Source organism: Aeromonas sp. 82P (assembly GCF_051919365.1).
In the GTDB taxonomy this organism is placed as follows: Bacteria; Pseudomonadota; Gammaproteobacteria; order Enterobacterales; family Aeromonadaceae; genus Aeromonas; species Aeromonas veronii.
This window is the reverse complement of the sequence record NZ_JBQBEV010000001.1, coordinates 3379628-3392371: the sequence shown is the minus strand read 5'-3', so window position 1 is coordinate 3392371 and position 12744 is coordinate 3379628. Positions and strand designations below refer to the sequence as shown.

The 12744-nt window shown below is 59.3% G+C and carries 13 protein-coding genes; 10 read left to right on the top strand and 3 right to left on the bottom strand.

The window, feature by feature from the left end:
• Nucleotides 1–17: 17 nt before the first annotated feature.
• The 6 genes from ACTG2S_RS15415 (at nucleotide 18) to ACTG2S_RS15390 (ending at nucleotide 6155) form a co-directional block, all read left to right on the top strand.
• Complete coding sequence (locus tag ACTG2S_RS15415) at nucleotides 18–401, top strand: Rid family detoxifying hydrolase (protein WP_005344164.1); 384 nt, start codon at nucleotides 18–20, stop codon at nucleotides 399–401.
• Nucleotides 402–423: 22 nt separating this feature from the next.
• Nucleotides 424–1713 (top strand): L-cysteine desulfidase family protein, encoded by a 1290-nt coding sequence (locus ACTG2S_RS15410; protein WP_439982807.1) that lies wholly within the window; start codon nucleotides 424–426, stop codon nucleotides 1711–1713.
• 64 nt (nucleotides 1714–1777) lie between these two features.
• Nucleotides 1778–2431: a helix-turn-helix transcriptional regulator gene (locus ACTG2S_RS15405; RefSeq protein WP_005334376.1), complete on the top strand. Its 654-nt coding sequence runs from the start codon at nucleotides 1778–1780 to the stop codon at nucleotides 2429–2431.
• A 154-nt stretch (nucleotides 2432–2585) separates the two neighbouring features.
• Nucleotides 2586–3182, top strand: coding sequence for a histidine phosphatase family protein (locus tag ACTG2S_RS15400; protein WP_274160330.1), 597 nt, complete (start codon nucleotides 2586–2588; stop codon nucleotides 3180–3182).
• A gap of 141 nt (nucleotides 3183–3323) precedes the next feature.
• Complete coding sequence (fabV, locus tag ACTG2S_RS15395) at nucleotides 3324–4517, top strand: enoyl-ACP reductase FabV (RefSeq protein WP_274160329.1); 1194 nt, start codon at nucleotides 3324–3326, stop codon at nucleotides 4515–4517.
• 162 nt (nucleotides 4518–4679) lie between these two features.
• The gene (locus ACTG2S_RS15390) at nucleotides 4680–6155 is read left to right on the top strand and encodes a YfcC family protein (protein WP_274160328.1); all 1476 of its coding nucleotides are present in this window, start codon (nucleotides 4680–4682) and stop codon (nucleotides 6153–6155) included.
• A gap of 63 nt (nucleotides 6156–6218) precedes the next feature.
• Here ACTG2S_RS15390 and ACTG2S_RS15385 read toward each other — a convergent pair whose 3' ends face one another.
• Nucleotides 6219–7433, bottom strand: coding sequence for a pyridoxal phosphate-dependent aminotransferase (locus tag ACTG2S_RS15385; protein ID WP_005334367.1), 1215 nt, complete (start codon nucleotides 7431–7433; stop codon nucleotides 6219–6221).
• A 381-nt stretch (nucleotides 7434–7814) separates the two neighbouring features.
• Here ACTG2S_RS15385 and ACTG2S_RS15380 point away from each other — a divergent pair, with 381 nt between their 5' ends.
• Together ACTG2S_RS15380 and aqpZ are read left to right on the top strand one after the other, a co-directional pair.
• Entirely contained in the window at nucleotides 7815–8027 is a 213-nt protein-coding gene (locus ACTG2S_RS15380; RefSeq protein ID WP_139442495.1) for a DUF1653 domain-containing protein, read from the top strand.
• Nucleotides 8028–8297: 270 nt separating this feature from the next.
• The gene (gene aqpZ / locus ACTG2S_RS15375) at nucleotides 8298–8987 is read left to right on the top strand and encodes an aquaporin Z (RefSeq protein ID WP_274160327.1); all 690 of its coding nucleotides are present in this window, start codon (nucleotides 8298–8300) and stop codon (nucleotides 8985–8987) included.
• Nucleotides 8988–9079: 92 nt separating this feature from the next.
• Here the strand turns inward: aqpZ and ACTG2S_RS15370 are convergent, their stop codons facing one another.
• A complete protein-coding gene (locus ACTG2S_RS15370; protein ID WP_376891966.1) occupies nucleotides 9080–9829 on the bottom strand; it encodes a lytic transglycosylase domain-containing protein in 750 nt (249 codons plus the stop codon).
• Nucleotides 9830–10157: 328 nt separating this feature from the next.
• Between ACTG2S_RS15370 and ACTG2S_RS15365 the strand changes: the two genes are divergently transcribed.
• Nucleotides 10158–10598: a GNAT family N-acetyltransferase gene (locus tag ACTG2S_RS15365; protein ID WP_041980377.1), complete on the top strand. Its 441-nt coding sequence runs from the start codon at nucleotides 10158–10160 to the stop codon at nucleotides 10596–10598.
• Between the two features lie 5 nt (nucleotides 10599–10603).
• Here ACTG2S_RS15365 and ACTG2S_RS15360 read toward each other — a convergent pair whose 3' ends face one another.
• Nucleotides 10604–11146: a DUF1439 domain-containing protein gene (locus ACTG2S_RS15360; RefSeq protein WP_005353308.1), complete on the bottom strand. Its 543-nt coding sequence runs from the start codon at nucleotides 11144–11146 to the stop codon at nucleotides 10604–10606.
• A gap of 97 nt (nucleotides 11147–11243) precedes the next feature.
• On the opposite strand from ACTG2S_RS15360, the gene cls reads away from it, so the two are divergent.
• Nucleotides 11244–12725 carry a cardiolipin synthase gene (gene cls, locus ACTG2S_RS15355; RefSeq protein ID WP_201950165.1) on the top strand — a complete coding sequence of 494 codons (1482 nt, stop codon included), beginning with the start codon at nucleotides 11244–11246 and terminating at the stop codon, nucleotides 12723–12725.
• Nucleotides 12726–12744: the final 19 nt, after the last annotated feature.

The window sequence follows — 12744 nt, the reverse complement described above, 5'->3', positions numbered from 1 at the left end:
CAAACAGGAGTGGCTATATGAAACGCATCATCACAGCAGCAGCGGCACCTGACGCTATCGGTCCCTACAGCCACGGCACTGCCTATGGCGACCTTATCTTTACCTCCGGTCAGTTGCCGGTCTGCAAGCAGCAGGGTGGTGTGGTGGAAGGGGGGATTGCCGCCCAGACCCGCCAGTCACTGGAAAACCTGAAATCCGTGCTGGAAGCCGCTGGCGGCTCGCTGGATACCGTGCTCAAAACCACCTGCTACCTCGCCGAGATCAGCGATTTTGCCGCGTTCAACGAGGTCTATAAAGCCTATTTCCAGAAAGATTGTCCGGCGCGCAGCTGCTTCGCAGTGAAGGATCTGCCGATGGGCGTCAAGGTTGAAGTGGAAGCGATCGCCCATATCGCTCGTTAATGCTGATAAAAAGGTTCAAGTGATGAAACAAGCGTGGCAGCAGTATCTGCAGATTATTCAACAGGTTGTCAAACCAGCGCTGGGTTGTACCGAGCCAATCGCCGCCGCCTATGCCGCGGCTGTCGCCGTCCGGCAACTGGGCTGTGAGCCCGGTCGCCTCGAGGTTGCGGTGTCGGACAATCTCTATAAAAACTCGATGGGTGTCTATGTGCCGGGCACCGGCAAGATCGGTCTGGCCATTGCGGCCGCGGCCGGTGCCATCGGCGGCAACGCCGATGCCGGGCTGGAGGTGCTGGCTGCGATCCAGCCAGCACAGGTGGATCGTGCCCAGCAGATGATCGATGCCGGCAAGGTGCAGGTGAGCCGCACCGCCGCCCCCGAGTTTATCTTCTGCCGCGTGACCGTTTATGGCACTGATGGCAAGGGTGAAGAACACAGCGCCGAAGTGACTCTGTGCGGCGGTCATACCCGCATCGTCGAGCAGCGCCGCGATGGCGAGGTAACCTTCACCGCCGATCAGAGCCAGGGCGGTGCCACCGGTTCCATCTGCGATGGCGTCGATATCAGCATCGCCGCCATCTACGAGTTCGCCACCCAGGTGAAGTTCGAGCAGATCAGGTTCATCCTCAAAGCCTCCGAGCTCAACGGCAAGCTCTCCGCCGAGGGGATGAACAACCCCTATGGTCTCGAGATCGGGCGTACCATGCAGCAGAACATCAATGCCGGTCTTATCGGCGAGGATGTGATGAACCGCATCGTGATGATGACGGCGGCTGCCTCCGATGCCCGCATGGGGGGGGCGACCCTGCCAGCCATGAGCAACTTCGGCAGCGGCAACCAGGGCATTGCCGCCACCATTCCGGTGATGGTGATTGCCGAGCGCTTTGCGGCCAGCGAAGAGCAGCTGGCTCGCGCCCTCATCATGAGCCATCTGGGCGCCATCTATATCAAGTCCCACTATCCGCCGCTGTCGGCCTTCTGTGGCAATACCGTGACCAGCGCGGCCGCCTCCATGGCCATGGTTTATCTGGCGGGCGGCAGCTTCGAGCAATCCTGCTTCGCCATCCAGAACGTACTGAGCGACAGTGCCGGTATGGTATGTGACGGGGCGAAAGCCTCCTGCGCCATGAAGGTGAGTACCTCCTCCGGCGCGGCGGTGCGCGGCTTCCTGATGGCCCTCAACAGCCACTCGGTGTCGGGGCAGGGGATCGTCGCAGGCGACGTGGATCAGACCATCCGCAACGTCGGCCAGATGGTGAAGGAGGGCATGTCTGCCACAGACAGTACCATTATTGATATCATGTCCGCCTGATGTCCCTGTCGGTTGCTGCCCGGCGCCTATTGTCCGGCAGCAACCCTTGCAAGAAGGTCCCATTGTGAAGCTGCAAGAGTTGAGTCCGAGCGATTTTGAGATCCTCAAGTCGATGGAGAACATTGTGGACGGCATCGCCGCCATGTATGGTCAGCACACCGAAGTGCTGCTCCACAGTCTGGATGCGCGCAATCCCTCGATCGTCAAGATTGCCAACGGCCATATCACCGGCCGCAGTGTCGGCGCCCCCATCACCAACCTGGCGATGATGAAGCTCAAGAGCGGGCAGGATATCTCCAGCCCCTACATGACCAAGTGCGCCACCGGCAAGACCCTGCGCTCCATCACGACCGTGATCCGCAACGGGGAGCACAGGGCCATCGGCTTGCTCTGCATCAACAGCGACATGGACGCTCCGCTGCAATCCGTGCTGCGCACCATGATGCCGGAGTGCATGCATCCCCACGAGAGCCATGCCACCCCGGAGGTGTTCGCCCGCAACATCGACGAAGCGCTCAACAGCACCATTGACACCGTCAGTGCCGAGGTGCGTGGCAACGAGGCGGTGCCCCCGTCCCAGAAGACACGGGTCATCGTCAACCAGCTGCACGACATGGGGATCTTCGAGCTTAAAGACAGTGCCCAGATTGCGGCGCGCCAGCTCGGCATTTCGGTCCACTCCATCTACCGCTATCTGCGGGAGATCAAAAAGGGCTGAGCCGATACACTCTGGCCAAATTGGCAGCAAACGGGTCAGCCTTGACCCGTTTTTTACGTCCGTTTTAGCCTCTCTGTTTGGGCCATCCTTCGGGCTCATCTGCTATCATCGACCCCCTTTATTTTTCTATCTCTCTGAACGTGCTGGAGAAATCATGTCTCGACTCATCTATCTGCTGCGCCATGGCCAGACCCGCTTCAATGCCGAGCAGCGTCTGCAGGGGCGTTGCAACTCCGATCTGACCGACAAGGGGGAGGCGCAAGCCATCGCCATGGGGCGGCGCCTTGCCGCCGAACTGGCGGATCCCGCCCGCTGGATCGTCTATGCCAGCCCGCTCGGGCGTGCCCGTCAGACTGCACTGCTGGTGTGCGAGCAACTGGGGTTGGCGGCAGAGCGCATCGTCTGGGACGACCGGTTAATGGAGCTGGGGATGGGGGAGTGGGAGAGCTGCCAGATCCCGGCGCTGCGTCTTGCCCACCCCGAACTCGATACCGGCAAAGGGGACTGGTATCTGCAGGCACCGGGGGCCGAGAGCTTCGAGAGCATTCAGCGCCGGGCACACCAGTGGTTGCAGGATCCTGCCATCGCCGAGCGGGCCATCGTTATCTCCCACGGTCTGCTCGGTGCCATGTTGCGAGGCGTCTATGCCGATCTCGACTATAAGGCGACCTGGTCACAGGAGTTGCCCCAAGATGCCTTCTATAAGCTGCAGGATGGCCACATCACCCGCATTGCCTGCTCGTTGCCGTGAGGTGGCACCATGGCATGGACCATGATTGCCACCTTCGGATGCCCATTTTTGCCGCAGTTCAACACATCAGAGCACCTTATCGCGGCAAGATGAGGTATCTTATGCCCCGATTTCATCCATTAAACGGATCCGAGACCCCATATGATCATCAAACCCAAGGTTCGCGGCTTTATCTGCACCACCACTCATCCGGTCGGTTGTGAAGCCAATGTTCGTCGCCAGATCGCTTATACCAAGGCCAAGGGCACCATCGAGAATGGTCCCAAGAAGGTGCTGGTGATCGGCGCTTCCACCGGTTATGGCCTGGCCTCCCGGATTGCGGCTGCCTTCGGTAGCGGCGCCGCCACCCTCGGCGTCTTCTTTGAAAAAGCGGGCACCGAGTCCAAGACCGGTACCGCTGGCTGGTACAACTCTGCCGCCTTCGACAAGGCTGCCAAAGAGGCGGGCCTCTACGCCAAGAGCGTCAACGGTGATGCCTTCTCCAACGAGTGCCGCTCCAAGGTGATTGAACTTATCAAGCAGGATCTGGGTCAGATTGATCTGGTGGTCTACTCCCTGGCCTCTCCGGTGCGCAAGATGCCGGAAACCGGCGAAGTGGTGCGCTCTGCCCTCAAACCGATCGGTGAGGTCTACACCACCACCGCCATCGATACCAACAAGGATCAGATCATCACAGCCACCGTCGAGCCGGCGAATGAGGAAGAGATCCAGAACACCATCACCGTCATGGGCGGTCAGGATTGGGAGCTGTGGATGGCAGCCCTGCGCGATGCCGGCGTGCTGGCTGACGGCGCCAAGTCCGTGGCCTACTCCTACATCGGTACCGATCTGACCTGGCCAATCTACTGGCATGGCACTCTGGGCCGCGCCAAGGAAGATCTGGATCGCGCCGCCGCCGCCATCCGTGGCGATCTGGCAGCCAAGGGCGGCACCGCTCACGTGGCTGTGCTCAAATCCGTGGTGACTCAAGCCTCCTCTGCCATTCCGGTGATGCCGCTCTATATCTCCATGGCCTTCAAGATCATGAAGGAGAAGGGCATTCACGAGGGCTGCATGGAGCAGGTGGATCGCATGATGCGCACCCGTCTCTACGCGTCCGACATGGCGCTGGACGAGCAGGCTCGCATCCGCATGGATGACTGGGAACTGCGTGAAGATGTGCAGCAGACCTGCCGCGACCTGTGGCCATCCATCACCAGCGAAAACCTCTCCGAATTGACCGATTACACCGGCTACAAGCAGGAGTTCCTGCGCCTGTTCGGTTTCGGTCTGGATGAGGTCGATTACGATGCGGATGTGAATCCGGACGTGAAATTCGACGTGGTCGAGCTCTGAGTCTGACTCAAGTGAAAACGGGGCCCCGCGGGGCCCTGTTTTTTTGGCAAACATTCCGCTAATTTGCGGAATTTTATTATCAGCGATCACCTTTTTCCCATATCAAACCCGCTAGTCTTGCGCTGATCGGATCACAGACGGCATTGCCGAGGTACGGAAGCTATGACCACTCCAAACGAGGCGCCCAAGAAGCGCCAACTTCCCACTGTCTATACCCTGCTTTTTATCATCATCGCCCTGATGGCCGCCCTCACCTGGGTGCTGCCAGCGGGCAAATATGACTATGTCACCGCCAAGACCCAGCAGCCGGTGGCGGCAGCTGCCGTGGCCGATTACAGCGGCGACGAGCGGCTGTTGCCGGTGCCCGGCAGCTACACCGAGTTACCCGCCCACCCGCAAGGAGTGTTCGAGGTGCTCAAGGCCCCCATTCAGGGCTTTCACAAGGCGGCCGACGTGGCGCTGTTCGTGCTCATCATCGGTGGTTTTCTCGCGGTGACCATGCAAAGCGGTGCGCTCGATGCCGGGGTGGGGGCCATTGTGCGCGGCTTTGCCGGGCGTGAGCGGCTGCTAATTCCCGTGTTGATCGCCTTGTTTGCCCTCGGCGGCTCCACCTTCGGCATGGCGGAGGAGACGGTAGCCTTCTGGGCGCTGATCGTGCCGGTGATGATGGCGGCGGGCTTCGATCGCATGGTGGCGGCGGGCATTATCCTGCTTGGCTCCGGGGTCGGGGTGCTCGCCTCCACCGTCAACCCGTTTGCCACCGGTATCGCCTCGGGCTTTGCCGGTATTCCCATCGGTGAGGGGATTGGCCTTAGGGTTGTGCAGTGGCTGCTGCTGGTGATCTTCGCCTCCTGGTTCGTGATGCGTTACGCCAAGCAGGTACAGCAGGACAAGTCCCGCTCCGTGCTGGCCGATATCGTCTATGACGACGAGTTCTCCCAGATGAAGAGCGGCAACCTCGCCTTCACCGGCAAGCAGAAACTCACCATGCTGGTCTTCTTCGGCACCTTCCTGCTGATGATCTATGCGGTGGTGCCCTGGTCGGATTTGGGGATCGACGTGCTGCCCACCTTTGGCTGGTGGTTTGACGAGCTCTCGACTCTGTTTTTCAGCGCTTCCATTCTGATCGCGCTGATCAACCGGATGCCCGAGTCCAACTATGTGGCGACCTTCCTGAGCGGCGCTCGGGATCTTATCGGGGTGGCGCTGGTGGTAGCAGTGGCGCGCGGCATCTATGTGGTGATGGAGCAGGGCGTCATCATCGACACCATTTTACACTGGGCCGAAGGGCTGGTGACCGGACTCTCCTCGTCGGTCTTCATCCTGATGGCCTATCTGGTGCATATTATCCTGAGCTTCTTCATCCCCTCCACCTCGGGGCTGGCGACCGTCTCCATGCCGCTGATGGGGCCGCTGGCTGATTTCTCCGGCATCTCGCGGGATCTGGTGATCACCGCCTATCAGTCCGCCTCCGGCTGGATCAATCTGTTTGCCCCCACCGCCGCACATCTGGTGGCTGGTCTGGCGCTGGCCAAGATCCCCTACGATCGCTTCGTGCGCTGGGTGCTGCCCTTTATCATCGGGGTGGCTCTCATCACCATGGCGGTACTGGTGGCCGGTGCCCTGCTGCACGGCTGATGGCACGAATAAAACCACAGATAACAAAAAGGCTCCCGCGGGAGCCTTTTTCATGAGCCTTGCTTACTGCTTGTAGCCCTTGAGGAAGCGGGCGAGGCGGCCGATGGCATCTTCCAGCTCCTCTTCCCGGGGCAGGAACACCAGCCGGAAGTGATCCGGTGCCGGCCAGTTGAAGCCGGTGCCTTGCACCAGCAGCAGCTTCTCCTGCTGCAGCAGGTCGAACACCATCTTCTGATCGTCGCGGATGTCATACACCTTGGGGTCGAGGCGCGGGAACATGTAGAGCGCCCCCTTGGGTTTGACGCAGGAGACCCCGGGGATCTCGTTCAAGAGCTCCCACGCCTTGTCCCGCTGCTTGCGCAGGCGGCCGCCCGGCAGGATCAGCTCGTTGATGCTCTGGTAGCCGCCAAGGGCTGTCTGGATAGCGTGCTGCATCGGCACGTTGGCGCACAGCCGCATGGAGGCCAGCATCTCCAGCCCTTCAATGTAACCGCGAGCACGGCCTTTGGGGCCGGTGATGACCATCCAGCCCTGACGGAAGCCGCAGGCGCGGTAGGCCTTGGAGAGGCCGTTGAAGGTCACCACCATCACATCGTCACACAGGGTGCAGACGCTGGTGTGGGAGATATCGTCGTAGAGGATCTTGTCGTAGATCTCGTCGGCGAAAATGATGAGGTTGTGCTGGCGGGCGATCTCGATCACCTCCAGCAGGAACTCGCTGCCGTAGACGGCGCCGGTCGGATTGTTGGGGTTGATCAGTACCAGGCCGCGGGTGCGCGGGGTAATGCGGGCGCGGATATCGTCGAGATCCGGGTACCAGTCAGCCCCTTCGTCGCAGCGATAGTGCACCGCATGGCCACCGGAGAGAGTGACGGCGGCGGTCCAGAGCGGGTAGTCGGGGGAGGGCACCAGCATCTCGTCGCCATTGTTGAGCAGCGCCTGCATCGCCATCACGATCAGCTCGCTGGCGCCATTGCCAATGTAGATGTCGTCGATATCGACCTTGCGCATCCCTTTTTGCTGGTAGTACTGCATCACCGCCTTGCGGGCAGAAAACAGCCCCTTGGAGTCGCAGTAGCCCTGGCTCAGGGGCATGTTGAGGATCACATCCTTGATGATCTCTTCCGGCGCATCAAAGCCGAACGGGGCCGGGTTGCCGATGTTGAGCTTGAGAATGCGGTGGCCTTCGTCTTCGAGACGGCGAGCCTCTTTATGCACCGGGCCGCGGATGTCATAGCAGACATCGTCGAGCTTGTGCGACTTGTCGATTGTGAACATGGTGAGTGTGATTCCTTCCCCACAGGGACGCGTTGGCGAAAAAGGCGATTTTTAGTATCAAATTTCTTTTCCCCTATTCTTCACAGAATTGAATGCTAGAACAATCCTCTTTTTAGAAGAATTCCCTGATTTTTAGCCCTAAAACAGGGTTGCTAGAACGTTAAATTCAGCACGATCTTTGGTGTTAACCAAGGTTAACTAGTGAAACATGGGGAACGAATTAACAATGCTGCCTGACTGTGTTGCAATATCCGGATCCTGTGGCACGATTGGCTTGTGTAAAAAATCGTCTTCGTCCCCTTTTTCGATGAGTTGAATGGCACTCATGGTGTCATCTTTATGTGGTTCGCTCATCGGCGTTCACTTCTGCGAGGTTTTCCCATGCAAGCACCCGTTCCAGGCCGCTATCGCCACTTCAAGGGGGGTTACTATCAAGTGCTTGCCTTGGCTCTGCATACCGAAACCCGGGAGCAGCTGGTAATTTATCAATCCGAGCAGGATGGTCAGGTCTATGCCCGACCCGTCGCCATGTTTATGGAGTGGATTGAGCATCAGGGGCAGGTTGTCAGCCGTTTTGCCCCTGCAGGAGACTGACCACGCCTCCGTTTATATCGTTCAAGGGATGAGCACTCGAGCTAAACGGTGTCACAAGTTGTCGCATGACGCCCTTGGGTATGAGATGTGCAGCCGGCTGTCTTAATGATAAATCCCTTATCTAATCAACTAATTGTGACGAACATCACATTCAATGAGCCCCGCCTGCCGGGTTCGCAATCTGGACTCACACTCCCATAATGCTGCGCTTGTTCAAGCATGGGCCCTTCTCGGGTCTTGTTCGGTGTTATCTCAAATGGGAGAAATAATGTGAAACCTGTTGCTGCTGAGTTTATGGGCACTTTCTGGCTGGTATTGGGCGGGTGCGGCAGTGCCGTGCTGGCTGCTGCCTTCCCTCACGTCGGGATTGGTCTGCTGGGGGGCTCGCTGGCTTTCGGTCTGACCGTGCTGACCATGGCGTTTGCCATCGGCCATATCTCCGGTTGCCACCTCAATCCGGCCGTGACCGTCGGTCTGTGGGCAGGTGGTCGTTTTCCGGCATCCGGTGTACTGCCTTATATCGTGGCGCAAGTGCTGGGTGGCATTGCCGCTACTGCCGTGCTTTACGTGATTGCCAGCGGTCAGGCCGGGTTTGATCTCTCTGCCGGTTTTGCTTCCAACGGCTACGGTGAGCACTCTCCGGGTGGTTACAGTCTGACTGCCGCACTGGTGTGCGAAATGGTGATGACTGGTTTCTTCCTGTTCGTCATCATGGGCGCCACCGATAGCCGTGCGCCTGCCGGTTTCGCGCCGATCGCCATCGGTCTGTGCCTGACCCTGATCCACCTCGTCAGCATTCCGGTGACCAATACCTCGGTCAACCCGGCCCGCAGTACCGGTGTTGCGCTGTTTGTCGGTGACTGGGCTATCAGCCAGCTGTGGCTGTTCTGGGTTGCCCCGATTGTCGGTGCCATTCTGGGTGCGCTGGCTTATCGCCTGGTGGCGACTGAGCAGAAGTAATCATTTGCGAAACAAAGTGTGGTATCGACACGCCTGCGGGCGTGTTTTTTGTTTCTGGAGGGGCGAGAAAAGAGCATTAACCGAGGCTAACCTCAGAGCCCTTTGGCCTGCAGCATCTCTTTGTAGCGCAGATGGAGGAGCTGGACGCGCTCCACATAGGCACGGGTTTCCGCATAGGGCGGGATACCGCCATGTTTTTGTACGGCGCCCGCGCCGGCGTTGTAGGCCGCGGTCGCCAGCGCCACGTTGCCGTCATACTGCTTGAGCAGTCCCGCCAGGTATTTCACCCCGCCGAAGATATTCTGCTCCGCCAGCAAGGCATTGCCGACCCCCAACTCCCGCGCCGTGGCGGGCATCAGCTGGGTCAGCCCCATCGCCCCCTTGCGGGAGACCGCCAGCGGATTGAAAGCCGATTCCGCATGGATCAGCGCCCGGATCAGCGCCGGCTCAATCTGATAGGTTTTGGCGGCCGCCTTGATGGTGCTGGCATAGTCATAGAGAAACAGCCCTGTGGTCTGCCAGTTGACGCTGGATTTGGGATCGCAGGCGAAGCAGTCATTGAACAGCAGCAGCTCGTAATGGCCCTCTTCGGGTGCCATATCGGAGTAGCGAACCACCCCGTTCTGCTGCACCGATTTATAGACCTGGATCTGCTTCTTGCCGTTGGTGGCGACTGCCGCTGTTTGAGCGGTGTCGGGTTGTGAGGCGGGAGTGGCATCTTTGACCGGACGCAAGGGGGAGGGAGCTGCGGTCAGGAAGATCACCTCCGCGGGAGGGGGAGTCTGGCTCCATCCGCTCAGGGGGATCAACAACATATGGCCTGCCAGCATCCATGCTTTCAACCCTAATACTCCTTCTTGTGATGACCATGTTGAGTAAAGCATCATGACGAGGGCAGAACAAGCGGCCAACAGGGGGCAAATGATCCGATTCGGTGACCGGGATCAAAGTATCCGCCGCAATAAAGGATTGTCATCATAAAGCACGGTTTTGGCAGTCAGGCGGTGGGTCATGGCCTCTTCCACCGGGTAAGCAAGCTGCCCATGACGTCCGCTTTTTTGTTGACGAAAGGCATGCTATCGTGCAGGCGTCATGTGGTCGGATTAGCGCACCGTATCTGGCACTAATAACTGATTATCAAAGGATTTGTCTGTGACAAGCAAGCTGGCGATGGAACTCACTTTCGAAGAGTACTGCGACGCCGACCTCTCCCTTATCAGGGACTATTACGAGACGACGTTTTCCCACTATGTGCCGGACTTGGCCGAGCGGATCTTTGTCGTACGTGATGCTCACTGGCTGGTGGGGGCGGTTCGGTTGCGGGACGAGGAGGAGTTTTACCATCTGTGCGGCTTTCGCCTGTTGCCCCACTACCAGTCGCTGGGATTGGGATCTCGGCTGTTGCAGCACGCCTGTCACGGTCTGTTGGACAAACCTGTGGTCTGTCAGGCGCTGCCCTTCGAGAAGCCTTTCTATCTCAAGGCCGGGTTTGCCGATATGCCCCTCAATCAATTGAGCGGGTCGCTTTTCTCCCTCTACGAGCGGCAGCAGCAGCAGGGTTATCAGGTGGAGCTGCTGGTACGGGATACCACCCAGCCCCTCCTGAATTGAGCGGTTTAGCGGGGTTTGGTCAGCAGGTGGATCTTGCCCGGTGACAGCTCCAGCCCCAGCAGATTCTCCTTCAGCCAGGCCTGATCCGGATCCTTGTCATTGAGTTTGTAGACCGGCTTGGTCTCGAGTCGCTTCTCCATGCTCTGCAGCAGCATATTGAGCATCAGCCCGAACTTCTTCTCGGCCGCCTCCGGCTCCAGCTTGTACTCCACCAGCTTCATGTTATCGAGAAACAGCGCGCTCTGACTCTTGTCATAGCGGGGCCTCGCCTCATAGGTCATCTGCAGGCGGGCGTCATATTCGGTATTGTCTGGCAGGGCGATTTTGAGCTTGCCCTTGCCATAGACCCGGGCGGTATCGGGGCGTTGGCGACCGATTTGGACGTCGCTCTGCTCAAGCGTCACATGGGCCTTGATGATGCCCGGCAGCTCCAGCTGTTTGTCGACTTGCACCTGAGATTGCAGGTACTGGTTTATCTGTTGCTCATTGATGTCATATGAGCCTTGGCCTAGCATGGCCAGGCTGAGCAGCATAGATTGCAGGATCATGCGTGCGACCTGATAGAATGGATTTGCCTTACAGCATACCATCCCGGCCGGTTGGGGTCTGCCCACCGCGCTGTTTGTCGATTAGAAGGAGTCCCCGTTGTTTAACGGTCTGGAACACGATCTTCAACTGCTGTTTTCCCGTTTTCTGGGTTGGCTGCTACTGCTTTTTCATACCGTGATTGTCACCGGTGTGTCGTTTCGGGTGGTGATGAAACGCCGTCCCATCGGGGTGTCGCTGGCCTGGCTGGCGCTGATCTATGCCATTCCGTTTGCCGGGGTGGGCTTCTATGTGCTGTTTGGTGAAATAAAGCTGGGGCGCCGCCGTGCCGAGCGCGCCCAGGCCATGTATCGCCCTTATGCCATCTGGATCCGTCAACTGGCCCGTCTGTTCCCGCAGCACTGCTGCGAAGTGGGCGCCAAGGCACAGCCGCTGCACGATCTGATCCAGGGACGGCTCGCCATGCCGATGCTCTCCGGCAACCGCATGACCTTGCTCAACAAGCCGGACTGGATCTTGCGCGAGATTGCCCAGGATATCCGTCGCTCGACGCTCTCCTGCTATCTGGAGTTCTATATCTGGCATCCGGGCGGCGATGCCGACGAGGTGTGCGAGGCGCTGATTGAAGTGGCGCAACGCGGCGTGGATTGTCGCTTGCTGCTTGATTCGGTGGGCAGTAAACAGTTCTTCCGCTCCCACTGGCCCAAAAAGCTGCGCAAGGCGGGGGTCAAGCTGGTGGAGGTGCTGCCGGTCGGCGCCTGGCGCATTCTGTTCCAGCGTCAGGATCTGCGGATGCACCGCAAGCTGGTGGTGATTGATGACAGGGTGGGTTACACCGGCTCCATGAACATGGTGGATCCCCGTTTCTTCAAACAGGATGCCGGGGTCGGCCAGTGGGTCGACATCATGATCCGGGTGCAGGGCCCCATGGTGCCGCTGATGTGGTCGATCTTCGTCTGGGATTGGGAGATGGAGACCGGCGAGCGGCTGCTCGACAGTCTGCAGCATGAGCCGGAGGCCTGGCCCCAGACCAACTACCGTGCCCAGCTGATCCCGTCCGGCCCCTTCGTCGGCGGCGACTGCATCCAGCAGAGCCTGCTGCTGGCCATCTATCAGGCGCGCAGCCATCTGGTGCTGACGACCCCTTACTTTGTACCCGACGATCCGCTGGCGGCTGCACTCAGCTCGGCAGCGGCGCGCGGGGTGCAGGTGCAGCTGGTGTTGCCGGCACGCAACGACTCCATCATGGCCAATTACGCCTGCAACGCCTTTATGGAGGAGCTGCTGGCGGCCGGGGTGGAGATCTATCGCTACGATGCCGGTCTGCTCCATACCAAGAGCGTGCTGGTGGATGATGACTTCGCGCTGGTGGGGACGGTCAATCTGGATCGGCGCAGCCTCTGGCTCAACTTCGAGGTGACCCTGCTGGTGGACAACCCCTCGTTCGTGGCCCAGATGACCCGGCTGGTACAGAGCTATATGGCGGAAGCCACCCCGATGACCCTGGCCCAATGGCAGGCCCGCCCCTGGTACAAGAAGGCGATGGAGAACATCTTCTATCTCTTCAGCCCCTTGCTGTGATGTTGTGGCGAGCCGCAAG

Bases quoted from the DNA above. Each gene is read 5' to 3' on its own strand.
- ACTG2S_RS15415 (WP_005344164.1), top strand. From the start codon at position 18: ATGAAACGCATCATCACAGCAGCAGCGGCACCTGACGCTATCGGTCCC.
- ACTG2S_RS15410 (WP_439982807.1), top strand. From the start codon at position 424: ATGAAACAAGCGTGGCAGCAGTATCTGCAGATTATTCAACAGGTTGTC.
- ACTG2S_RS15400 (WP_274160330.1), top strand. From the start codon at position 2,586: ATGTCTCGACTCATCTATCTGCTGCGCCATGGCCAGACCCGCTTCAAT.
- fabV (WP_274160329.1), top strand. From the start codon at position 3,324: ATGATCATCAAACCCAAGGTTCGCGGCTTTATCTGCACCACCACTCAT.
- ACTG2S_RS15390 (WP_274160328.1), top strand. From the start codon at position 4,680: ATGACCACTCCAAACGAGGCGCCCAAGAAGCGCCAACTTCCCACTGTC.
- ACTG2S_RS15385 (WP_005334367.1), bottom strand. From the start codon at position 7,433: ATGTTCACAATCGACAAGTCGCACAAGCTCGACGATGTCTGCTATGAC.
- ACTG2S_RS15380 (WP_139442495.1), top strand. From the start codon at position 7,815: ATGCAAGCACCCGTTCCAGGCCGCTATCGCCACTTCAAGGGGGGTTAC.
- ACTG2S_RS15365 (WP_041980377.1), top strand. From the start codon at position 10,158: ATGGAACTCACTTTCGAAGAGTACTGCGACGCCGACCTCTCCCTTATC.
- ACTG2S_RS15360 (WP_005353308.1), bottom strand. From the start codon at position 11,146: ATGATCCTGCAATCTATGCTGCTCAGCCTGGCCATGCTAGGCCAAGGC.